21 protein-coding genes are annotated in these 21,861 nt (G+C 65.0%); 16 read left to right on the forward strand and 5 right to left on the reverse strand.

Features of this window, described 5'->3' with window-relative positions:
- Window positions 1–30: 30 nt before the first annotated feature.
- Both KM031_RS18660 and KM031_RS18665 read left to right on the forward strand, forming a co-directional pair.
- A complete protein-coding gene (locus KM031_RS18660) occupies window positions 31–2,094 on the forward strand; it encodes a 4Fe-4S binding protein (protein ID WP_215505657.1) in 2,064 nt (687 codons plus the stop codon).
- The gene (locus KM031_RS18665) at window positions 2,091–2,960 is read left to right on the forward strand and encodes an FAD:protein FMN transferase (RefSeq protein WP_215505658.1); all 870 of its coding nucleotides are present in this window, start codon (window positions 2,091–2,093) and stop codon (window positions 2,958–2,960) included. The genes KM031_RS18660 and KM031_RS18665 overlap by 4 nt, the downstream gene beginning before the upstream one ends.
- Window positions 2,961–2,966: 6 nt before the next feature.
- Here KM031_RS18665 and KM031_RS18670 read toward each other — a convergent pair whose 3' ends face one another.
- Together KM031_RS18670 and pedF are read right to left on the reverse strand one after the other, a co-directional pair.
- On the reverse strand, window positions 2,967–3,896 hold the full coding sequence (locus KM031_RS18670; protein WP_215505659.1) for a transporter substrate-binding domain-containing protein: 930 nt from the start codon (window positions 3,894–3,896) through the stop codon (window positions 2,967–2,969).
- A 2-nt stretch (window positions 3,897–3,898) separates the two neighbouring features.
- Window positions 3,899–4,579, reverse strand: a complete 681-nt coding sequence (gene pedF / locus KM031_RS18675; RefSeq protein WP_215505660.1) for a cytochrome c-550 PedF — start codon at window positions 4,577–4,579, stop codon at window positions 3,899–3,901.
- 151 nt (window positions 4,580–4,730) lie between these two features.
- Here pedF and KM031_RS18680 point away from each other — a divergent pair, with 151 nt between their 5' ends.
- Genes KM031_RS18680 through KM031_RS18700 form a run of 5 tightly spaced genes read left to right on the forward strand, consistent with a single transcriptional unit; the run spans window position 4,731 to window position 8,869 of the window.
- Window positions 4,731–5,918: a lanthanide ABC transporter ABC transporter substrate-binding protein PedA1 gene (locus tag KM031_RS18680; protein ID WP_215505661.1), complete on the forward strand. Its 1,188-nt coding sequence runs from the start codon at window positions 4,731–4,733 to the stop codon at window positions 5,916–5,918.
- Window position 5,919: 1 nt separating this feature from the next.
- A complete protein-coding gene (locus tag KM031_RS18685; protein WP_215505662.1) occupies window positions 5,920–6,885 on the forward strand; it encodes a YVTN family beta-propeller repeat protein in 966 nt (321 codons plus the stop codon).
- Window positions 6,886–6,900: 15 nt separating this feature from the next.
- The gene (locus KM031_RS18690) at window positions 6,901–7,332 is read left to right on the forward strand and encodes a cupredoxin domain-containing protein (protein WP_215505663.1); all 432 of its coding nucleotides are present in this window, start codon (window positions 6,901–6,903) and stop codon (window positions 7,330–7,332) included.
- On the forward strand, window positions 7,329–8,084 hold the full coding sequence (locus KM031_RS18695; protein WP_215505664.1) for a lanthanide ABC transporter ATP-binding protein PedB/LutE: 756 nt from the start codon (window positions 7,329–7,331) through the stop codon (window positions 8,082–8,084). The genes KM031_RS18690 and KM031_RS18695 overlap by 4 nt, the downstream gene beginning before the upstream one ends.
- Window positions 8,081–8,869: a lanthanide ABC transporter permease protein PedC gene (locus KM031_RS18700; protein ID WP_215505665.1), complete on the forward strand. Its 789-nt coding sequence runs from the start codon at window positions 8,081–8,083 to the stop codon at window positions 8,867–8,869. Before KM031_RS18695 ends, KM031_RS18700 begins: the two co-directional genes overlap by 4 nt.
- Before the next feature lie 166 nt (window positions 8,870–9,035).
- Here the strand turns inward: KM031_RS18700 and KM031_RS18705 are convergent, their stop codons facing one another.
- Together KM031_RS18705 and KM031_RS18710 are read right to left on the reverse strand one after the other, a co-directional pair.
- A complete protein-coding gene (locus tag KM031_RS18705; protein WP_215505666.1) occupies window positions 9,036–10,802 on the reverse strand; it encodes a PQQ-dependent methanol/ethanol family dehydrogenase in 1,767 nt (588 codons plus the stop codon).
- A gap of 279 nt (window positions 10,803–11,081) precedes the next feature.
- Entirely contained in the window at window positions 11,082–11,486 is a 405-nt protein-coding gene (locus KM031_RS18710) for a c-type cytochrome (RefSeq protein ID WP_215505667.1), read from the reverse strand.
- A gap of 186 nt (window positions 11,487–11,672) precedes the next feature.
- Between KM031_RS18710 and KM031_RS18715 the strand changes: the two genes are divergently transcribed.
- Window positions 11,673–12,650 carry an ABC transporter substrate-binding protein gene (locus KM031_RS18715; RefSeq protein WP_215505668.1) on the forward strand — a complete coding sequence of 326 codons (978 nt, stop codon included), beginning with the start codon at window positions 11,673–11,675 and terminating at the stop codon, window positions 12,648–12,650.
- Window positions 12,650–13,312, forward strand: a complete 663-nt coding sequence (locus KM031_RS18720) for an ABC transporter ATP-binding protein (RefSeq protein WP_215505669.1) — start codon at window positions 12,650–12,652, stop codon at window positions 13,310–13,312. The genes KM031_RS18715 and KM031_RS18720 overlap by 1 nt, the downstream gene beginning before the upstream one ends.
- Here the strand turns inward: KM031_RS18720 and KM031_RS18725 are convergent.
- Window positions 13,252–13,797, reverse strand: a complete 546-nt coding sequence (locus KM031_RS18725) for a tetratricopeptide repeat protein (RefSeq protein WP_215505670.1) — start codon at window positions 13,795–13,797, stop codon at window positions 13,252–13,254. The genes KM031_RS18720 and KM031_RS18725 overlap by 61 nt on opposite strands.
- Before the next feature lie 205 nt (window positions 13,798–14,002).
- Between KM031_RS18725 and KM031_RS18730 the strand changes: the two genes are divergently transcribed.
- Genes KM031_RS18730 through KM031_RS18760 form a run of 7 tightly spaced genes read left to right on the forward strand, consistent with a single transcriptional unit; the run spans window position 14,003 to window position 21,732 of the window.
- The gene (locus KM031_RS18730; protein ID WP_260692198.1) at window positions 14,003–14,917 is read left to right on the forward strand and encodes a MurR/RpiR family transcriptional regulator; all 915 of its coding nucleotides are present in this window, start codon (window positions 14,003–14,005) and stop codon (window positions 14,915–14,917) included.
- Window positions 14,918–14,940: 23 nt separating this feature from the next.
- Complete coding sequence (locus KM031_RS18735) at window positions 14,941–16,518, forward strand: ABC transporter substrate-binding protein (RefSeq protein ID WP_215505671.1); 1,578 nt, start codon at window positions 14,941–14,943, stop codon at window positions 16,516–16,518.
- A gap of 21 nt (window positions 16,519–16,539) precedes the next feature.
- Window positions 16,540–17,466, forward strand: a complete 927-nt coding sequence (locus tag KM031_RS18740; RefSeq protein WP_215505672.1) for an ABC transporter permease — start codon at window positions 16,540–16,542, stop codon at window positions 17,464–17,466.
- A complete protein-coding gene (locus tag KM031_RS18745; RefSeq protein ID WP_215505673.1) occupies window positions 17,463–18,311 on the forward strand; it encodes an ABC transporter permease in 849 nt (282 codons plus the stop codon). Before KM031_RS18740 ends, KM031_RS18745 begins: the two co-directional genes overlap by 4 nt.
- 3 nt (window positions 18,312–18,314) lie before the next feature.
- A complete protein-coding gene (locus tag KM031_RS18750; RefSeq protein WP_215505674.1) occupies window positions 18,315–19,271 on the forward strand; it encodes an ABC transporter ATP-binding protein in 957 nt (318 codons plus the stop codon).
- Entirely contained in the window at window positions 19,264–20,217 is a 954-nt protein-coding gene (locus KM031_RS18755; RefSeq protein ID WP_215505675.1) for an ABC transporter ATP-binding protein, read from the forward strand. Before KM031_RS18750 ends, KM031_RS18755 begins: the two co-directional genes overlap by 8 nt.
- Window positions 20,218–20,226: 9 nt before the next feature.
- Window positions 20,227–21,732, forward strand: coding sequence for a M81 family metallopeptidase (locus KM031_RS18760; protein ID WP_215505676.1), 1,506 nt, complete (start codon window positions 20,227–20,229; stop codon window positions 21,730–21,732).
- The last annotated feature ends 129 nt before the right edge of the window (window positions 21,733–21,861 follow it).

Below are 21,861 nucleotides of genomic sequence, written 5' to 3' on the forward strand. Positions count from 1 at the left end.
GACAGGGCAGGCGGGGCATAGCTTGCCCCCATGCGTCATATTCTGGTCCTTCTGTTCTGGCTGGTGCAAGCCCTTACCGTTTCGGCGGAGACTTTGACACGCGCCGAGATCGAGCCGTTCATCATCCCGCCCTATGCGCTTGGCGAGCCGGTGAATGACAAGGGCGTGTGGAGCCTGCGCAACTCGGGCGGTGCCGAGGCGGGTTATGTGTTTGAAACCGCGCCGATGGCGCCGCTGCCCGGCTTTTCCGGCGCCCCGATCAACATGCTGGTGATGCTGGATCTGGATGGCCGGTTTCTGGATGTGCGGCTGATCGCGCATAACGAACCGATCTTCGTGTCGGGCCTTGGGGAAGCGCCGTTCCGCAAGTTCATGGAACAGTATCGCGGCCAATCAATCAACACTCCGATGGTGGTGGGCACGCCGTATGGCGATGGCGGGGCAGGCTCGGGTCTGGTGTATCTGGAAGGCGTGGCCAAGGCCACCGCCTCGGTACGCATCGCCCATGAATCGATCCTTGCCGCCACGCTGCAAGTGGCGCGCGAGAAAATGCAGGGGATTCAAAGCGCGCCGCCCGCCCATCCCGACCCGGCACATGACGAGCCGCTGGACTGGCAGGCGCTGGTGGATCAGGGCATTGCCCGCAATCTGCGGGTAAGCAATGCCGAGTTGGATCAGGCCTTTGCGGGCACGGTCTGGGCCGATGACGACGCCGAGGCGCAGGCCGATCCTGACGGCGTGTATCTCGACCTCTGGCTGGTTGACATCGGCCCGCCCAGCATCGCCCGCGCCGTGCTCGATGACGAGGCCTTTGCCGATCTGCAACGGTTCATGGCGGTGTCCAGCTTTGATGAGCCGTTCCTGCTGATCGACGCCGGGCGGCATGGTCTGGTGAGTGCCGATTTCGTGCGCAATACCGCGCCCGATCTGCTGGGGGCGGAACAGGACGGGCTGCCAATCGCCCTGCGCGATGCCGACATGATCTTTGGCACCCGCCCCGATGTGCCCGAAGGCACGGCGATGATCCTGCGCACCGACCGGCGGTTGGGGTTTGATCCGGCACGCGACTGGCTGTTGCAGGTGAAGGCGGTGCGCGAACATGGCATGTTCCAGCCCGAGGTCGGCTCTGCCACCTTCACACTGACCCATGCCACGCCGGAGCGCTTTTATGCCCGCGCCGGGGTGGTCGAGGTGTTGCCGCCATGGCGCGAGGCGATCCGCAACCGCCAGACCGATCTGATGGTTCTGGCCATCGCGCTGCCAGCCCTGCTGCTGTTGCTTGGCCCCGGCATGGACAGGCTGGCGGCGGCGCGACATTTCACGGCGATCAGGCTGGCCATCCTCGCCATTGTCACCGGATTTGTCGGCTGGTGGGGGCAGGGGCAATTGTCGATCGTGACCCCGCTGGCCGTTCTGCGCACGGCATGGGAGGGCGGTAGCTTCGCCTATCTGCTGTATGATCCGGTTTCGCTGCTGATCTGGGCCGCCACGATTCTGGGGTTTGTTCTGTGGGGGCGCGGATTGTTCTGCGGTTGGCTGTGCCCGTTCGGGGCCTTGCAGGAATTCGCGCATCATCTGGGACGGCTGCTGCGCCTGCCGCAATGGGATCCGCCGCCGCTGTGGGATGCCCGGCTGAAGGGGTTGAAATATCTGCTGCTGGCCGGGCTGGTGCTGACGGTGTTCGTCGCGCCGGATCAGGTGGATACGGTGGTGGAGGTGGAGCCGTTCAAGACTGCCATCACCACGTTTTTCCTGCGCGACTGGGTTTTTGTGGCCTATGCGGCGGGTTGGCTGCTGCTTGGCATGGTCACGTTCAAGGGGTTCTGCCGTTACGTCTGCCCCTTGGGTGCGCTGATGGCGATTGGCGGTCTGCTGCGCGGGCGCGACTGGATTGCCCGGCGGAAGGAATGTGGATCCCCCTGCCAGTTGTGCCGGGTCCGCTGCAAATACGGGGCGATCAAACCCTCGGGGCAGATCAGCTATTCCGAATGTTTCCAATGCCTTGATTGTGTGACCATCCATAATGACGCGGCGCAATGCGTGCCGTTGATCCTTGCCGCGAAAGGCCGCCCGATGCGTGCAGCAGCGAAATGAGGCGGCGGCGCTTTTTGCAGATCGTGGCGGCGAGTCTCGCCGTGCCCGGCACCGCGCGGGCCGAACTGGTCTGGCAAGGTGTCGCGCTTGGCGCGGATGCCGAACTGCGGTTAACGGGTGACAGACGCAGGGCCGAGGCGGCGCTGGCCGGTCTGCCCGCGCTGTTGGCACGCGTGGAGGCGTGGTGCAGCCTGTATCGCCCGTCAGAGCTGACCCGGCTGAATACCGAGGGGCGGGTGATCCCGTCGCCCGGTTTTGCGGATCTCGTCGCGATGGCCGATGATCTGCACCGGCTGACCGATGGGCTGTTCGACCCCACGGTGCAGCCGCTGTGGCAGGCGCTGGCGACGGGCGGGGATGTGGCGGTTGCGCGGGCTGGGATCGGTTGGGGCCGTGTGCGGCTGGGTGCCGAGATCCGTCTGGACCCCGGTCAGGCGCTGACCTTCAACGGGCTGGCCCAGGGCCATGCGACGGATCTGGTGCGCGACCATCTGGCGGCGCATGGTTTCACCTCGGCGCTGGTGAATATCGGGGAATATGCGGCACTTGGCGGGCCGTTCCGGCTGGGCATCGCCGATCCCGTGGCCGGGATGCTGGCGGAAAGCGTGCTGACGCAGGGGGCGCTGGCCGTTTCGTCGCCGCAGGCGATGCAGATCGGCGGGCAGGGGCATATTCTGCATCCGCAGGGCCAGCCGCCGCGCTGGTCCACCGTTGCGGTCGAGGCAGACAGCGCTGCACTGGCCGATGGCCTGTCGACCGCGCTGGTCTTTGCCGACCGGGCGCAGATTGCTGCGCTGAAATCGCGCCTGCCCGCGCTGCGGCGGGTGACGCTGATCGACGGCGCGGGCGATTTGCAGCGGGTCTAGCCGCGCCTATCGCTCTGGCGGCGTGAAGCTGAGGCCATAGCTGGCATAGGCCTGCGCCATTCGCCCATCGGCCAGCGCCGCCACCACGGCATCATCCAGCGCATAGGCCAGATCGCGGTGGCTGTGATGCACGGCGATGCCCACAGTCCAACTGCCAAGCGCAAACCCCGGCAGCGGCGGCTGATGCACCGCGACACCCGGCCCCGCGCCATGCTGCAACTGCGCGCGCGGCCCCATCGCGGCCATCACCTCGGCGGCGGCAAGCGCGGCCATGCCTTTTGCCATGCTGGGAAAGCGGCGGATGTTCGGGCCGATCTGCCCGCCCGGAAAGGCCGTCAGATAGAAATCGGCAATCGAATCGTTTTCCACCGCCACGGTATCAAACCGGAAAAACGCAGGCACCGGCGCGCCTTCGTGCCGGGCCTCGGCCGAGGGCACGGCATCGGGATAGGCTTCGGTCCGATAGGCGATGGCGATTTCTTCCTTCGCATATTGCCCGGTGAACACCACCTGTTCGACCAGACAGGTGAACGCGCTGTTATAGGGCACGCGCAGCATCACATTCATCACCGGCTCTGCCAGAACCGTGCCGCGCCAGACATAGGACATCAGATCGGTCTGCAGATTCTCGCCCGCCTGCACGAAGGTAAAGCGCGGCTCCACCCCCAGGCTTTCGGCCAGAATCCGGCCCAGTTCAATATCCACCCCTTTGGGCTGATCGCCGTCCAGCCAGCTGTAGGGGGGGAAATCCTCGTAGACCGCGATGGTCAGAAAGCCGCGTTCCACAATCTCGTCCAGCGTCTGACCGACATATTCCCGCGCGGTGTTCTGTGGGCGATGGCCCGGCACCACCCCTTCGCAGCGGGCAAGAACGGGTGCGGCGGCGAGGGTCAGAACCCCCGCCGCAAGCCCCGTGACAAGGGCGCGTCTGCGCATGATCAATGGGTCGCCGACAGCCCGATGGTCAGGGCGTCAACCGCATGTTTCGCGCCTTCCGGCGTGCCGTCCAGTGCCAGCGCCGCGCGGTTCGCCGCGCTGTCGGCAACGGGCGCACCCGAGGCGGTCTTGACCTCCAGCGCAATCGTGGTCAGCTCTGCCTTGAGCGCGGTCTGATCGCCGCTGCCATCGGCCAGCGCATCATGGATGGCCGTCAGACGTGCGGTATGGGCATCCAGCGCGCCGTCCTCGGGCCGGGTTTCGATATAGGTGCGGATCGCCCATGCCGCCTTCTGGCCCAGCACATCGCCAAAGGCCGGCATCTTGGTGGTGCCATCCTGCGTATAACCATGGCGGAAGCGTTCGACATACCATTCGTCGCCATATTCCGCCGCTTCCAGAAAGCGCAGATCGGGGGCCAGCCCGCCCGACACCACGCCCAGGCCGTGGCAACGTGCGCAGTTCTGGTTATAGGCACTGTCGCCGATGGTCACGGCGGTCCACCACACCTCGTCCCCGGCCTTTTCGGCCCGGTAGGGGTTTTCGATCAGCCATTCTTCCCCCACTTCGGGCAGGGCATCGGTGTTCACCGGTTGCGGGGCCACATCGCCATGCGCATAGGCCATCGTCGCAAGCCCCGCGAGGGCCAATGTGGCGGCAAGGCCGCGGAAATGTTGTGTCATGGCTCGTCCTCCCTTGAGCATGTTCCGGTGCTAACCGAAGCCGGGGGCGGCGCGGTATTGGACTTTCGTGCCAAAAGGGCAGGGGGTGCGACCAATGTCGTATTCCCCGCCCGCCCCCCATGGTCAATCCTGCCGGAAGGGAGACGAATTCATGCGACACAACTCTTTTTTCCGCGCCTGTGCGGCGGCGGCCACGGCATTTTTTGCTGTTCCGGCGGCAGGGCAGGGCACAGCGCTGGAGGTGCCGATCCTCTATCTGCGGCAAGAGGTGGATCTGCCGCCAGTCCTGTCGAATCTTGATCCGGTGCCCGAGGATCTGGGGCTGGCCGGGGCCGAAGTCGCCCTGAAGGACAATCAGACCACCGGCGGCTTTCTGGGGCATGACTACCGGCTGGAGGTGGTGTCGGTCGCCCCGGGGGAGGATCTGGCGTCCGCGGCGCGCATGGCGCTGGCCGGGGCGGGCTTCGTGCTGGTCGAAGGCTCTGCCGCCGATGTGCTCACCGTGGCCGATCTGCCCGAAGCGCAGGGCAAGCTGCTGTTCAACGTGGCCTCTGGTGACGCGGCGTTGCGGTCGGATCAGTGCCGCGCCAATCTGCTGCACACCCTGCCCGAAGACGCCGCGCGCACCGATGCGCTGATGCAGGTGTTGCAGGCCAAGCAGTGGCGCAATCTGGCGCTGATCGTCGGCCCCAAGCCCGGCGATGCCGCCTTTGCCGAGGCGCTGCGCACATCGGCGCGCAAATTCGGCCTGACCATCTTCGGTGAAAAGACCTGGAGCTTTGACACCGATCTGCGCCGCGCCGCCACCGCCGAATTGCCGCCCTTCACGCAGGATCTGCCTGACCATGACGTGCTGCTGCTGGCCGATGAATCCGATGATTTCGGTCGATATGTAGAGCATAACACCTGGCTGCCGCGCCCGATTGCCGGGTCGGAAGGGCTGGAGGGGTTCGGCTGGACCCCGGTGTTGGAACAATGGGGGGCGGTGCAATTGCAGAACCGCTTCCGCGACCACGCGGAACGCGGGATGCAAAGCCGCGATTACGCCGCCTGGTCGGCCATCCGCGCGGTTGGCGAGGCCGTCACCCGCACCGGCAGCGCCGATCCGGCCGCGCTGCGCGCCTATATGCTGTCCGATACGTTCCAACTGGATGGCTTCAAGGGTCGCGCGCTGACCTTCCGCCACTGGAACGGCCAGATGCGCCAGCCGATTGCCGTGGCCAATGGCCGGGCGCTGGTCACACTCGCCCCGGTCGAGGGGTTTTTGCACCAACGCAATGAAACAGACAGCCTCGGGATGGACGAACCCGAGAGCACATGCACCGCCTTCGGAGGATAACATGACCCGCACCCTTGCCGTCCTGCTGCTGAGTGTCGCCCTGCCGGTTCAGGCCGGTGAAATCTGGGTCACCAATGAAAAGGACGATACGGTCAGCGTGATCGACGTGGATACGCTGGAGGTGACGCGCACCTATGAAACCGGCGAACGCCCGCGCGGCATCACCTTTTCCAAGGATTTCAGCCGCGTTTATATCTGCGCCTCGGACAGCGACACCGTGCAGGTGATGGATCCCGCCACGGGCGAGATTCTGCACGAACTGCCCTCGGGCGAGGACCCCGAACAATTCGTTCTGGCCCCCGATGACCGCCATCTCTACATCGCCAACGAAGATGACGCAGTGACGACCGTGGTGGATACCGAAACCCGCAGCGTTGTCGCGCAGATCAATGTGGGGATCGAACCCGAAGGCATGGCCGTCTCGCCCGATGGCAAGATTGCCATCACCACATCGGAAACGACCAATATGGCGCATTGGATCGACACGGCGACGCAATCGCTGTTTGCCAATACGCTGGTGGACAGCCGCCCGCGCCATGCCGAATTCACCGCCGACGGGGCGCAGCTCTGGGTCAGCTCGGAAATCGGCGGCACCATCACCGTGTTCACCACCGCCGATCAGGCCGAGGTGGGCAAGGTGCGGTTTGAAATCACCGGGGTCAGTGCCGATCTGGTGCAGCCGGTCGGCTTCAAGTTCAGCCCGGATGGCAAGAAGGTCTTTGTCGCGCTTGGCCCGGCCAATCATGTGGCCGTGGTCGATGCCACCACCCTTGCGGTCGAAAAATACATCCTTGTCGGGCGGCGTGTCTGGCACATGGCGTTTTCGCCCGACAATTCCAAACTGTTCACCACCAACGGCGTTTCGGGGGATGTGACAGTGATCGACGTGGCATCGGAAGAGGCCGTGAAATCCATCAAGGTCGGCCGCTTCCCCTGGGGTGCGGCCATGCGCCCGACCAAGGGCTGAAGAAAGGACATCTCAATGACCCGCTTTGCACTGACTGCCATCACCCTTGCCACCGCGCTGATCCTGCCGCTTGCCGTTACCGCACAGACGGCGGGGCTGTTGTCGCGCGAAAACCGGGTGGAGCTGCCGCCGCTGACACTTGCGTCGGGCTCTGCCGTTTCGGCTGCGCCGCTGGTGCTGAAATCCGGCACCTATTACATTCTGCAAATCGAATCCGATGGCAGTGCCGAGCTGGCGCTGGAAGGATCGGGCTTTTTCCGCGCGGTCTGGGTGAATGAAATCGTGATCAACGATATCGAGATCCGGCCGCTGGGCATCGACTCGCTGGAATTCGATGACGAGGGCAAGGCCGAAATCTCCTTCATCGCCATCAAGCCGGGCAGTTATGAACTGCGCGTGCCCGGCTCCAGCGGTGACAGCCAGCGCGTGGGAATCACCATCGAGTGACCCCGCAACCCGGCCTCTGCCTGCGTGATGTCAGCTTCCGCTATGGCAGCCGACAGGCGCTGCGCGCGGTGTCGGTAACGGTGGAACCGGGGCAGTTCTGTGCCCTGCTGGGGCCGAACGGGGCGGGAAAATCCACGCTGTTCGGCCTGATGACCGGGCTGTTCACCACGCGGGAGGGCAGCATTTGCGTGGCGGGCCATGATCTGGCCCGCAACCCGCGCGCCGCCCTTGCGCAGATCGGCGTGGTGTTTCAGCAACCCACCCTTGACCTTGATCTGACGGTGCGGCGCAACCTGCTGTATTTCGCGGCCTTGCACGGCCTGTCGGGCCGCGAGGCCGAGCGCCGTGCTGCGGCAGCGCTGGAGCGCCTTGGCATGGCCGAACGCGCGGCGGAACTGGTGCGCAGCCTCAATGGCGGGCACCGCCGCCGCATGGAGATTGCCCGCGCCCTGATCCACCGCCCAAGCGTGCTGCTGCTGGATGAACCCACGGTCGGGCTGGATGCCGCCGCCCGCATGGCGATCACCGATCATGTGCATGATCTGGCGGCCGAGGGGCTGAGCATCCTCTGGGCCACCCATCTGACGGATGAGGTGCGCGACGGCGACAGCCTTGCCATCCTGCATCAGGGCCGCATCCTGTGCCATGGCCCTGCGGCACACCTGCGCGGAGCGGAGCCGCTGCGCGATCTGTTCCTGCGCCTGACCGCGCCGGGCGACAGCGCAGGCCAGACGGACGGAGGCAACACATGACCTGGCTGGTGGCCCTGCGCGCCATCCTGCACCGCGAGGCGCTGCGCTTTGTCAGCCAGCGCGGGCGCTTCGTCGCGGCGCTGGTCCGCCCGCTGGTCTGGCTGTTCGTCTTTGCCGCAGGGTTCCGGGCCGCGCTTGGCCTGTCGATCACCCCGCCGTATCAGACCTATATCACCTATGAGATCTATATCGTGCCCGGCCTGTGCGGCATGATCCTGCTGTTCAACGGCATGCAAAGCGCACTCAGCCTGGTCTATGACCGCGAAATGGGCTCGATGCGGCTGCTGCTGACCGCGCCCTTGCCGCGCTGGTGGCTGCTGTTCGCCAAGCTTCTGGCGGGAACGCTGGTCTCCTTGCTGCAATGCGCGGCGTTTCTGGCCATCGCCGCGGTCTGGGGCATCACCCTGCCCTGGCAGGGCTATCTGCTGGCCATTCCGGCCTGCCTGATCGCCGGGCTGATGCTGGGCGCGCTGGGGCTGATGCTGTCCTCCGTCATCCGCCAGCTGGAGAATTTCGCCGGTGTGATGAATTTCGTGATCTTCCCGATGTTTTTCCTGTCTTCCGCGCTTTATCCGCTGTGGAAGATGGCCGAGGCCAGCCCGCGTCTGCGCGATCTGTGCCTGCTGAACCCCTTCACCCACGCCGTCGAGCTGATCCGCTTCGCGCTGTATAGCCAGATCAGCCTTCCTGCCCTTGGCTGGACGCTGCTGGCGCTGCTGATCTTCGCCGGGGCGGCGCTCTGGGGTTATGATCCGGCGCGCGGGATGCAAAGCCGCAAGGGCTGACGGCGGGGCCTACCTCGGGCGGCGGGTCTGGCCGGGCCGTGGCAAGGTGAGTATTTGGGCAAAATGCAAGTCAGAAGGGCGCGCAGGGGGCGGCCAGCCTGAACGCAAAACGCGCCACCCTTTCGGATGGCGCGCTCTTGCAGGCGGGGTATCTGACCGGAGGGGGTCAGTTCGCCATGGCAAGTTGTTTGGGCAGTTTGAAGGTCCAGACGGTGCCGCCCTGATTGAGGTAGTTCACCTTCTTGGCCACTTCGCCGCCCCACAGCGGCACGGCGCCACCCCAGCCCGAGATCACCGAGACATATTGTTCGCCTTCGGATTCCCAGGTGACCGGCTGGCCGACGATGCCCGAACCGGTCTGGAAGCTCCACAGCACCTCGCCGGTTTCATCGTTGAGCGCGAGGAACTCGCCTTCCGGCGTGCCGAAGAACACCAGACCGCCTGCCGTGGTCATCACGCCACCCCAGAGCGGGGCTTCGTTCTTGTATTCCCACTTCCATTCGCCGGTGACCGGATCAATGGCCTTGAGCGAACCGATATGGTCTTCGTAATTCGGCTTGATGGTGAAGCCCGAGCCCAGATAGGCGGCGCCCTTCTTGTAGGTCACCGGCTCGTTCCAGATGTCCATGCCCCATTCGTTCGACGGCACATAGAACAGCCCGGTGTTCTGGCTATAGGCCATGGGCATCCAGTTCTTGCCGCCAAGGAAGGACGGCGACGAGAACACCATTTCGCCCTTGGCGCCATCGGCGGCCTTGGACGGATCGCCGGGGCGGTTGTCTTCGTTGTAGATCGGGCGACCGGTCTCGTCGATGCCCGAGGCCCAGGTGATGTCTTTCACGAAGGGATGGGCCGAGACGAATTTGCCATCCTCGCGGTTCAGCACATAGAAAAAGCCGTTCCGGTCGGCGGTGCCGAAGCGTTTGTTGCCATCCTTGTCGGTGAAGGACACAACCTCGTTCACACCGTCATAATCCCAGCCTTCGCGCGGCGTGGTCTGGAAGTGCCACTTGATCTCGCCAGTGGCCGGGTCCAGCCCGATGCGCGAGGCGGCATAGAGGTTGTCGCCCACATTGCCTTCGGTCGGCGTGCCTGCATTGCGCAGATGGCTGTTCCACGGCGCGGGGTTGCCGGCCCCGAAGATCAGCGTGTTGGTTTCGATGTCATAGGAGCCGCCGAGCCAGGTCGCGCCGCCACCGGATTTCCACATATCGCCCGGCCAGGTCGCGTTCAGCGTCCCGGTCATGGTGCTTTCCTTGCCGTTCAGCGTGCCCATATGGCCTTCGATCACCGGGCGGGTCCAGACGGTTTCGCCGGTCAGCGCATCACGGGCCTGCACTTCGCCGACAATGCCGAATTCGCCGCCGGAATTGCCGGTGATCACCAGCCCGTTCACGATCAGCGGCGCTGCGGTATAGCTGTAGCCTTCCTTGTAATCGGCGATCTTCTTGTTCCAGACCACATCGCCGGTCTTGGCGTTCAGCGCCACGATCCGGGCATCCAGCGTGCCGAAATAGATATTGTCGCCATAGATGGCCGCGCCCCGGTTGATCACGTCGCAGCAGGGCAGAATGCCTTCGGGCAGGCGGGCATCATATTGCCACAGCTCCTTGCCGGTTTTCAGATCCACCGCATAAAGCCGCGAATACGAGCCGGTGATATACATCACCCCGTCATGCACGATCGGCTGGCTTTCCTGGCCGCGCTGCTTTTCGCCGCCAAGGCTGAAGGCCCAGGCCGGAAGCAGGTTTTTCACATTGTCGCGGTTCAGGGTGGTCAGCGGGCTGAACCGTTGCAGGTCGCGGCCCATGCCATTGGTCAGCACGTCACCTGTCGATGCGGCGTCATTGGCGAGATCTTCCTCCGTCACGCCAGCCATCGCCGGCGATGCGGCGATGAATGCGGCCGTGACGGCCACGATAAAGCGGTTCATCTGTTTCCTCCCTTGGATGTCCCTTTTGAAGACCCCAGCGACGCGCGCCCTCCAGCGGGAAGCCATGGCCCTGCCGCATCATCGGGCGGGACGCGGCCTTGCAACATTGCACCATGGTCGTAAAACGTCGCTGTCAGGCCCGGACCAAGGTCGTAGTGACAGCATCTGCCGAGGGCAGCGGCCCGGCTGCGGCGCGCGGAATCACCGCGACGGGGGCCGGGGTGGGGCGGTTTGGCGGAACGCGGCGCACCCTCCTGCGCCGCGCCCGCCCTGTGCAGATCAGTTGCCGCCCTGAACCGAGCGCAGATAGGCCAGGATGAACTCTTCCACCACAGGATCGGTGATGCCCACATGGCGCATCTTGGTGCCCGGCACGAAGCCCTGATTGTCGGCCATCCAGGCCTTCAGCGCAGGTTCCGTCCAGACGAAACCCGCCGTTTGCAGCGCCGGGGAATAGGGGTAATCCGCCACCGATCCGGCGCGACGCCCGATCACCCCTTCCAGTTTCGGGCCATAACTTTCATGCGTGGCATCCGTGGCATGGCAGCGGCGACATTCGGCATCAAAGAGCTTTGCCCCCGCCTCGATTTTGATTGTATCAAAGGCCGAAGTATCGGCCAGCGCGGCGGGTGCGCCGAGTGGCAGCGCAAGGCAAAGCGGGACAAGCAGGTATCGGAGGGTCATATCCGTCTCCATTCGAGTGTGGCGCGGTTCCGGGTGCAGCTTCGGCGCTGGGGCGGTGGCGGGCCTTGATGCAGGTCAACAGCGCCCCCCTGCTTTGGTCGTAGGGCGGCGCGCGCGGTTCGCGTCTTTGGTCGAATGGTCGGACGGGGCAGGGCTGATATGCTTGCGCCCATGCAGGAGGGGCAGATGATGGGGTTCTGGGGACGTCTTTTGAGCATGGCTGCGGCTGTGTTCGTAACGGCCGCGCCGCTGCGCGCCGACGAGGCCGTGCTGCGCATCGCCACGCAGATCAGTGGCACGGTGAACTGGGAACTGGCGACGATCACCGCACAGGGGCTGGACCGGGCGAATGGTTTCACGCTTCAGGTGCAGGATGTGGCGGCAGGTCCGGCGGCGCAGATTGCCTTTCAGGCGGGGGCGGCGGATGTGATCGTGTCGGACTGGCTCTGGGTGGCGCGGCAGCGGGCTGAGGGCGAAGATTACGTCTTTATCCCTTATTCGCGCGCGGTCGGTGCGCTGCATCTGCCCGAAAGCAGCACGGTGAAAACCCTTGCCGATCTGAAGGGCGGCAAGATCGGTGTGGCGGGCGGGCCGGTCGACAAAAGCTGGCTGATCCTGCGGGCCTATGCGCAACAGGAATATGGGTTCGATCTGGCCGCAGAAACCGAACAGGTGTTTGGCGCGCCGCCGCTGATCTTTGAAACGGCGTTGGGGGGCGAGCTGGATGGCGCGGTCAACTTCTGGCATTTCGGGGCCAAGATGGAAGCCGCCGGAATGCGCCCGCTGATCACCGTGGCCGAGGCGGCGGGTACGCTCGGGCTGGATCCCGAAACGCCCTTGCTGGGTTATGTGATGCGCGGCGAGTTGCTGCGCGAAAAGCCGGAACTGGCGGTGGGGCTGGCGCGGGCCAGCCGGGCGGCCAAGGACGTTCTGGCGCAGGACGATGCGGCGTGGGAGGCGCTGCGCCCGCTGATGAACGCCAAGTCAGAGGCGCAGTTTGTCGCGCTCAAGGCCGGGTTCCGCGCCGGGATTCCCGCGCCCGGCCCGGTGGACGAGGCCGCCGCCGACCGGATGCTGGCGCTGATGGCGCGGCTGGGCGGCAGCGAGCTGGTCGGGGAGATGACCGCGCTGCCCGATGGCGTTTTCGTGCAGCCGGAAAGCTGATGACCGCCGCCGTTTGCCTGCGGTTGGAACAGGCGCATCACGGGGCATCGCAGGTGCTTGGTCCGATGGCACTGGACGTGGCACCGGGTGAAACCCTGGCGCTGACCGGGCCGTCGGGCGTGGGCAAGACCACGCTGCTGCGCGTGATCGCCGGGCTGCACCGGCGCTGGCAGGGCAGCCTGGTGCTGCCGGGCCGGGTGGCGATGGTGTTTCAGGAGCCGGTGCTGATGCCGTGGCGCAGCGCCCTGCACAACATCACGCTGACCACCGGGTGCAGCGATGCAGCGGCGCTGAAAGCGCTGTCGGCGGTGGATCTGGCCGACAAGGCGCAGGCCTATCCGGGGGCCCTGTCCTTGGGGCAGCAGCGGCGGCTGTCGCTGGCGCGGGCCTTTGCGGCAGAGCCGGAGGTGCTGTTGATGGACGAACCCTTTGTCTCGCTGGATCCGGCGCTGGCCGATGAGATGATGATCCTGTTCGAGACGTTGCGCGCGGCCCGACCGCTGGCGACCATTCTGGTCAGCCATGCCCCCGCCGAGGTCGCACGGCTGGCAGATCGCAGCCTGCGGCTGGAGGGTGCCCCGGCGCGGATCGTGGCGACCGATCAGAACAGTGGCGCGTATTTCCAGTTGTCGGCGTCGGGCGTCACCTCGTCGAGGTCATAACCCGAGGCTTGCAACCGCCGCGCCACCGGTAGGCCCAGATCGGCGGCCTGATCGACCAGTGCCCGGCCCGCCGCCTCGTCCTGCCGCACGCCGCGCCCGCGCATCATGTCCAGCCCGTAATTATACATGCCGACAGGATCGCCCAGTTCGGCGGCCTGCCTGTCCCAATCGGCGGCGGCATCGGGATCCATCGGCGCGCCATGGCCATTGTCGTCCAGCTGCGACATCCATGTCATCGCCCCGGTATAGCCATCGGCGGCGCAATTCCTGAACAGGCGGCGGGCCTCTTCGTGGCGACCGGATTTTGTCATCAGATAGCCCGAGGCACAGGTGGTCATCGAGGTCTTGCCCTGTTCGGCATCGCGCAACACCCGGTTCAGGCTCATCTCATCGGGGTTCAGGGTGCCTTCCGGCTCTGCCTCGGCAAAGGCGGGAAGCGCGGTCAGCACAAGGCAACCAAGGGCGGATGTCAGATGGCGGATCATCACTCAACTCCTCTGCGCATTACGCGCCTCTGCACACAGAGTGTAGCGGCGATCCCTGATGCCGCAATGCGACCTTGGTGTTTACGACCCCAAGCCACGTTTGCACAAAAAACAGGCAGTTTGAAAGATTTTTGAGATCAGCTTTCTTGCAAGATTGACCGTTTGAAAGTTTTCAGTCAGCTTTCCTGCAAGCAAGGAGGCACGGGTGACACGAGTCGACGGCATAGACCCCCCTGACCAACCGACCCCGGATCTCCGGCAGCGTCTGGCCGACAGCATGAATGGCGCGACGCGGACCGAAAAAGCCATTGCGAGCTATTTCTTCAATAACTTCAAGAGCTTGCCTTTTGAAACCGCCGCCTCTGCCGCGCAGAAGATCGGCGTCAGCGAAGCCTCGATCGGGCGTTATTGCCGGGGCTTGGGCTTCCGGCACTTCAAGGATCTGAAAACCTCGTTGCAGGCCGATCTGGGCGACAGGGCTTGGCTGATCGGTGACAGGCTGCGCGACTTCAATGCGCGGTCGCGGCAAGGCCTGGGCGAGATGTCACAGGCGCTGGAACGCGAGGTTGCGGCCATCGTTGCGAATTACGAACTGGCCGCCACGCCGGAATTTGCCCGCGTTGTCACCCGGCTTGCCCGCACGCCCCAGGTGTTCATCGCCGGCTTCCAGACCGAGCGTGGCCATGCCACCTATCTGGCGCATGGGCTGCAATATATCCGCCCCGGCGTGCAGATGGCCGATCTGGAAGGCGGGCATTTCGCGGAAGTGCTGCTGACCGATCCGGGGCAAAGCTGCCTCGTGCTGATCGACGGGCGGCGTTATTCGCGGCTGACCCGCAGGCTGGCGCTGACCGCCCGCGCGATGGGGATTCCGGTGACACTGATCACCGATCCCTATTGCGACTGGGGCCGCGAGTCGGTGACTGAAATGTTCACCGTGCAGACCAATCTCAACCAGTTCTGGGACGCCACCTCACCGATGTCGAGCCTGATCGGCCTGATCGTGAATGGTGTGTTTAACGAGCTGGGCCCGGAAGTGGAGGCGCGCATGGCCCGTGTGTCCTCCTTTTATAACGAATTCATCGGCCATACCGGCGACCCGCGCGGGCCGCTCAAATAACAAAGTCCACAGAGGAGTTTCCCATGTTCCATATGTTGAAAAGACAGGCGCTCGCCGCGACGGTTTCAACCGTTGCGCTGTTTGCGGCGCAAGGTGTTCTGGCGCAGGAAGCGGTGTTTGTGCTGAACACCAACGAGGTCGGCGCGCCGACCTACAACCCGATCCTCGCCTCCAACCTCAATACCGCGACGACGCTGATCTTCGACCGGCTGGTGGAAATGGATGCCAAGCGCAACTATCACCCTCACCTTGCCGCCAGCTGGGAAGAAGCCGCCGATGGCATGAGCTGGACCTTCAAGCTGAAAGAAGGCGTGACCTTCCACAATGGCGCGCCGTTCAACGCCGAAACGGTCAAGGCCTGGATCCCGCTGTTTGACGGCACCGAAAACAACTACATGACGCAAAGCATCGCGTCGGTCGAAGTGGTCGATGACCTGACCGTCAAGTTCGTGATGAAGAACCCCGATCCGAACCTGCTGTATAACCTGTCGTCCAGCTTCATGAGCGTGGTCGAACCGAAGGCCTTTACCGAACTGGGCGAAGATTACGGCGTGACCGAGGTCTATGGCACCGGCCCGTTCCGCATGGAAAGCTTCACCGTCGGGCAGGAAACCGTGCTGGTGCGCAATGACGATTACGCCTGGGCCACGCCGCTGACCCAGAACCAGGGTCCGGCCAAGTTCGAACGCGCCATCTTCCGCGAAATTCCCGAAGACAGCACCGCGTTTCTGGAGCTGAAAACCGGCGGTGTGGACATGCTGCTGGGCGTGCCGACCGATTTCCTGACCGAGATCGCCAAAGAACCGCAGCTGGGCGTCGTGACCCTGCCGGGGCAGGAAGTCTCGTATATGGTGATGAATGTCACCAAGGCCCCGTTCGATGACATCAAGGTGCGCGAAGCGGCGGCCAAGGCGATCAATCAGAAGGAAATTCTGGACAATATCTATGGCGGGGTCGGGGCTGTCGCCGATACCTTCCTGATTTCCGCGCTGGCCGAGGCCAATGTGAACCCCGATCTGAAGATCAGCTACAACCCGGAACGTGCCAATGCGGCGCTGGACGAGGCGGGCTGGGTCAAGGGCGCGGATGGCATCCGTAGCAAGGACGGCCAGCCGCTGAAAATCGCGCTGTGGACCCAGAGCGATTCCAGCTTTCGCCGCCTGACCGAAGTGGTGCAAGCGCAACTGAAGGCCGTGGGCTTTGATGCCGAAATTGCCACCTTCGACAGCTCGACCATCCGCGACGAATACAAGAAGGATGTGCATCAGGCGGCAGTCCGGTCGTATTTCTGGGACAATGCCGATATCATCGACTGGTTCTTCGGGGCCGACCGGGCCGGCTATCCGAACATCTCGATGTTCAACGATCCCAAAGCCGAAGAACTGCGCGCCGCCGCGATGACGGGGGCCAAGAACGGCGAAGAGCGGGTGGCGAATTTCATCGCCTACCATGAATATGTGCTGTCGCAGTTCCCCTTCTCGCCGATCTATCAGCCGGTGGCGAATGTGGGCTTCAACAAGGACCGTCTGAAAGTGCCGGAGGTTCTGAATGTGCCGACATTCCAGGGCCTTGCGATGATGGACCTGGAAGTGATCGAATAAGGGCGAGGCAAGGCCGGGATCATGCTGGTTTACGTTCTCAAACGCCTGCTGGCGTTGATCCCGGTCGCGCTGGCGGTCTCGGTGGTGATCTTTCTGATCATCCACCTGATCCCCGGCGATCCGGTGGACAATCTGATGAAGGTCGGCGCCTCTGCCAAGCAGCGCGCCGAAATCGAGGCCCGCTATGGGCTGGATCAGCCGCTGCCCGTGCAATACGGGCTGTGGCTGGGCAAGGTGGTGCAGGGCGATCTGGGCACTGCGATTGTCGGGCGGCGGCCGGTGTCGCAGATCATCGCACAGGCGCTGCCGCATTCGTTGCTGCTGGGCGGGATGGCGCTGCTGTTCTCGTCGCTGGTCGGCATCGTGCTGGGGGTGATTGCGGCGCTGAAGCGGGACCGCTGGCCGGATCAGGCGATCATGGGCGGGGTCTTGCTCGGCTCCACCATGCCCGGTTTCTGGCTGGGTCTGCTGATGATCCTGGTGTTTTCGGTCTGGCTTGGCTGGTTTCCGGTCTCGGGCGCGCGCGGCTGGGAAAGCCTTGTGCTGCCGGTGCTGACCATCGGCCTTGGCGGCACAGCGCTGGTGGCGCGGGTGACGCGGGTCGCGATGATCGAGGCGCAGGGCCGGGATTTCGTGATGCTGCTGCATGCCAAGGGGATGCCGCCATGGCGTATCCAGCTGTTCCATGTGCTGCGCCATGCGCTGATGCCCGTTGTCACCATCCTCGCGCTGCGCATTGGCTGGGTTCTGGGTGGGGCAGTCACGGTCGAGGTGGTGTTTGCCCGCCCCGGTCTGGGCACGACCTTGATCAAGGCGTTGAACCAGCATGATTATCCTGTTGTTCAGGCCTGCCTGCTGATGCTTGCCATGGCGGTGATGCTGGGCACCTTGCTGGGCGACATCCTGCAAGCGGCAATGGACCCCCGGGTCCGGGCGGCGCTGACATGAGCGGCACCCCTTCCCCCATCCTGCGCGCGCTGCGCAGCCCGAAGGGCGCGATTGCCGGCGGCTGGATCCTGCTGGTGGTGCTGGGCGCGATCTTTGCCCCTTGGCTCACCCCCTATGACTACGATGTGCAGAACCTGCCGGGCGCGTTTCAGCCCCCGGATGCCGCGCATTGGCTGGGCACCGATGAATTCGGGCGTGATCTGCTGACGCGCTTGCTGTATGGCGCGCGGACCTCGCTGTCGGTTTCGGCCATTGCCATCGGCATTTCGGTTGCGGCGGGCATGATCCTTGGCGCGGCGGCGGGCTATCTTGGCGGGCGCTTCGACCGTGCCGTTACCATCGTCGTCGATCTGACATGGTCCTTTCCCGAAATCCTTGTCGCGCTGATCCTTGTGGCGATCATCGGCCCCGGTGTGACCGGCACGATGGCGGCCATCGGGGTGGCCTATCTGGCGCAGTTCACCCGGCTGGCCCGCGCGCAGATCCTTGCGATCAAATCGGAAACCTTCATCGAGGCGTCGCGCGCGCTTGGGGCTTCGGGGCGGTTTATCCTGTTCCGGCATCTGATCCCCAATACGCTGGTGCCGGTGCTGGTGGCGGGCATGCTGGCCACTGGGGATGCGATCATTCTGGAGGCGACGCTCGGCTTTTTCGGGCTGGGGGCGCAACCGCCGACGCCAAGCTGGGGTGCGATGATGTCCTCGGGTACCGCGCAGTTGTTCAAGGCGCCCGGCATCATCCTGTTTCCCGGCCTTGCGGTGGCGATCACCGTGGTGGCGATCAACCTGTTTGGCGATGCGCTGGTGCGCGCGCTCGACATCCGGCTGCGCGCGCGGGAGGCCTGAGACATGCTGTTGGACGTAACAGACCTGTCCGTCTCCATCGGCAGTGTCAGCCCGTTGTCGGGCATCTCTTTCGCGCTGGACCGGGGCGAGATCCTCGGGCTGGTGGGCGAAAGCGGGTCGGGCAAATCGCTGACCGCGCTGGCGCTGACCGGGCTTTTGCCGCTGATCGGCGGGCGGATCACGGCGGGCGCGGTGCGCTTTGACGGCACCGATCTGGCCCGCCTGCGCGAACGCGACCTGCGGGCGCTGCGCGGGCGGCGCATCGGCTTTGTCACCCAGAACCCGATGACGGCGATGGATCCGGTGCAACGGATCGGGGCGCAGGTGGATGTTGTCTCGCGGCTGCATCTGGGCCTGTCGGCACAGGCGGCGCGGGCCCGCACCCTTGATCTGCTGACGCAACTGCGCATCCCCGAGGCGGCGGCGGTCTGCGAAGCCTATCCGCATCAGCTTTCGGGTGGCATGAAGCAGCGCATCGTGATTGCGATGGCGCTGGCCGGTGAGCCGGACCTGATCGTCGCGGACGAGCCGACAACCGCGCTGGATGTGACGGTGCAGGCGCAGATCATTCATATCCTGACGACGCTGGTGCGCGAGCGGGGTCTGGGCCTGATCCTGATCACGCATGACATGGGGGTGGTGGCGCAGGCCTGCGACAAGGTGGCGGTGCTCTATGCCGGGCGACTGGCCGAGGCGCGGCCGGTGGGGGCGCTGTTCGCCCATCCGGCGCATCCCTATACGGCGGCGCTGATCGACTGCATCCCGCGCGAAGGCATGGCCCCCGGCGCGCTGACCGGTATTCCCGGTGCCGTGCCCTCGGTGGCGGCCTATCCGCCGGGCTGCCGCTATCATCCGCGCTGCCCGCGGGCCACCGATCTGTGCCGCAGCACCGTGCCCCCCATCACCACCGGCGAGACCCGTCTTGCCTGCCATCACCCCATGGAGCAGCCGCATGACTGAGCCGCTGGTCACCCTCGATCACCTGTCGCGCCGGTTTGAAACCGGGGGCGGGTGGTTCACCAAACCACGGGCCATGATGGCGGTGCGCGATGTGTCGCTGGCCATTCCCAAAGGCGCCGTCATGGGCGTGGTGGGCGAAAGCGGCTGTGGCAAAAGCACCCTGGCCCGGCTGGTTCTGCGGCTGATCGAACCGACAGCGGGGCAGGTGCGCTTTGACGGCACCGACCTGACCACCCTGTCCCCCGCCGCGCTGCGCCTGATGCGCCGACGCATGGCGATGGTGTTTCAGGATCCCTATTCCTCGCTGGATCCGCGCTACACCATTGCCGATGTGCTGGCCGAACCCTACCGCGCGCAGGGCCTGCCGATGCCCGAAGGCCGGGTGCAGGAGCTGCTGGCGCAGGTTGGCCTGTCGCCCGCAATGGCGCGCGCCTTCCCGCACCAGCTTTCGGGTGGGCAGCGGCAACGTGCGGGCATCGCCCGGGCGCTGGCACTGGCCCCCGATTTTCTGGTGCTGGATGAGCCGACCGCCTCGCTCGATGTGTCGATCCAGGCGCAGATCATCGCGCTGCTGGAGGATCTGAAGGCGCGGCTCGGCCTGACCTATCTGTTCATCTCGCATGATCTTGGGTTGGTGCGGTATTTCTGCGACCGCATCGTGGTGATGTATCTGGGGGCTGTGGTCGAGGTGTTGCCCGATCCGAAAGCGCCGCCGCGCCATCCCTATACGCGGGCGCTGATGGCCAGCAATTTCACCCCCGATCCGCGCCAGCGCAAATCACTGGCCGCGCTGACCGGCGAGATTCCATCCGCCTTCGCCCTGCCGCCCGGCTGTGCCTTTGCCAGCCGCTGCCCGGTGGCGACAGACCTGTGCCGCCGCGAAAACCCGGCCTTGCTGCGCGACGAGAGCGGCCACGCTCTTGCCTGTTTTCACCCTCAAAGCTGAGCCTGACCCATGACCTTTCACGTTCTGACCGCCGAATTCATCCATGAATCCAACACGTTCAAGAAAGGCAAAACCGGGCTGCACGCCTTTGCCGTTGACACGCTGCATGAAGGCGAGGCGGGCATTTCCCGGCGCGGCGATGTGAATGCCGAACTGGCGGGCTTTCTGGATGTGGCTAAGGCCGAGGGCTGGCAGATCACCCATGCCATTTCGGCTCATGCGACGCCCGGCGCCTGTGTGGCGCGCGAGGCCTATGACCATATCGCGGGCCGCATCTGTGCTGCCGCCGAGGCGCACAAGGCCACACTGACCGGGGTGGCGCTGGGGCTGCACGGCTCCATGGTGCCGGAATTCTGCGATGATGGCGAAGGCGAATTGCTGCGCCGCTTGCGCGCCATCCTCGGCCCCGATCTGCCGATTGCGGTGACGCTGGACCTGCATGCGATGGTCAGCCCCGAAATGGTGCGGGATGCGCAGATCTATGTGTCTTACAAGACCTATCCGCATGTCGACATGCGGCTGACCGGGCAGCACGCGGCGCGGCTGCTGGGGGCGGCGATGGCCGGTTCGGTGCGCCCCGCCACGCTGCGCACGCATCTGCCGATGCTGGACGAGGCGAATGGCGGGCGGACCGATGTGCCCGAAACCGCAGCGCTTTACGACGATGCCAAGCGCCATGAGCAGGAGCCGGGGATTCTGGCGGTGTCGATCAATGCGGGCTTTGCCGAGGCGGATACCAAGATCCTTGGCCCGACCGTGCTGGTGACGCATGACACCGCCGTTCCGGGCGCCGCCGCCCGTGCGGCCGAGATCGCACAGGCGCTTGCCGCCCGCATCTGGGCGGGGCGGCACAACACGGCGAACGAGTTCCTGAGCGTGGAGGATGCCGCCGCCATCGCCAAGGGCTTTGATACCGCCAATGGCCCGCTGGTGATCTCTGACTATGCCGACAATCCCGGTGCGGGCGCCTATGGCGATGCGACGGCGCTGCTCAAGGCCCTGCTGGATGCCGGGATCACCAATGCCGCCTTTTCCCCGATGATCGACCCCGAGGCGGCGGCAGAGCTGCATCGTCATGCGGTGGGCGATACGGTCACGCTGGCGGTGGGTGGCAAGGCAGACCCCAGCTTTGGCGGTGCGCCGCTGATGCTGACCGGGCAGATCATGTGCCTGTCGGACGGGGCCTTTACCGGCGACGGGCCGATCATGGGTGGGGTGTCGCATACTTTCGGGCCGACGGCGGTGCTGCGGGTTCAGGGCATCGACATCCTGATCGTGACCGAGGGCGAGCAGATGCTGGACCGTCAGCAGTTGATCGCCTTCGGCATCGAACCGACGCAGCACGCGGTGCTGGCGCTGAAATCCATGCAGCATTTCCGCGCCGCGTTCGAGCCGATTGCCGGGCGGGTGATCGTCTGTGACAGCGGCGCATTGGCCACGCCGCAGGCGCATCGCCGCCCCTACAAACGCGCGATCCGCCCGATCTTCCCGCTGGACCGCGACATGGTTCTGTAACGACTCGCAGGGGGCCCGGCTGTGCAAGCACAGGTTTGGCCCCCTGCACAGACTGTCTCAAGGCGCGGCTTTGCGACAGTCTGCTGTCTCGTGGCGGGCGCGCTGATACACTGGGCCATCGCGCCCGCC

This window comes from Gemmobacter fulvus (genome assembly GCF_018798885.1).
Taxonomy (GTDB): Bacteria; Pseudomonadota; Alphaproteobacteria; order Rhodobacterales; family Rhodobacteraceae; genus Gemmobacter; species Gemmobacter fulvus.